2 pseudogenes are annotated in these 372 nt (G+C 58.1%); one reads left to right on the forward strand and one right to left on the reverse strand.

Features of this window, described 5'->3' with window-relative positions:
• Nucleotides 1–60 precede the first annotated feature (60 nt).
• Nucleotides 61–192, forward strand: a pseudogene (locus tag I6F09_RS37495) (hypothetical protein); the annotation flags it as partial.
• A gap of 54 nt (nucleotides 193–246) precedes the next feature.
• Here I6F09_RS37495 and I6F09_RS37350 read toward each other — a convergent pair.
• Nucleotides 247–372: pseudogene (locus I6F09_RS37350) on the reverse strand (IS701 family transposase); the annotation flags it as partial.

Below are 372 nucleotides of genomic sequence, written 5' to 3' on the forward strand. Positions count from 1 at the left end.
CTTGATGCCACTGCGTGGCCAAAGACGTTTTCGCTTGCCTTCAACATTTCGCCTGTTCAGTTGCGGGATTCCGCGCTTGGAGAGCGCATTATATCGCTCCTAGAGCAGACCGGCTTTAGTCCGCGCCACCTGGAGATTGAAATTACAGAGAGCGCGTTCGTGGAAAGAAACGGGGCTGCGAAGACCGTGATTGACGAACTTCGTCAAGCCGGCGTCCGTATTGCGCTCGATGATTTCGGGACAGGCGATGGCCCAGCGATGGCCTTCCACCGACACCAGCTTCTGCATGGACGTGCCTTTGGGGCACCATGTGGAGAAGAAGGCCAAGCTGCCGTCGGCGATGTTGCGGCGGATCAGAAGACCCCGCGTCCA

The sequence above is a fragment of the Bradyrhizobium sp. IC3195 genome (assembly GCF_020193585.1).
GTDB lineage: Bacteria > Pseudomonadota > Alphaproteobacteria > Rhizobiales > Xanthobacteraceae > Bradyrhizobium > Bradyrhizobium yuanmingense.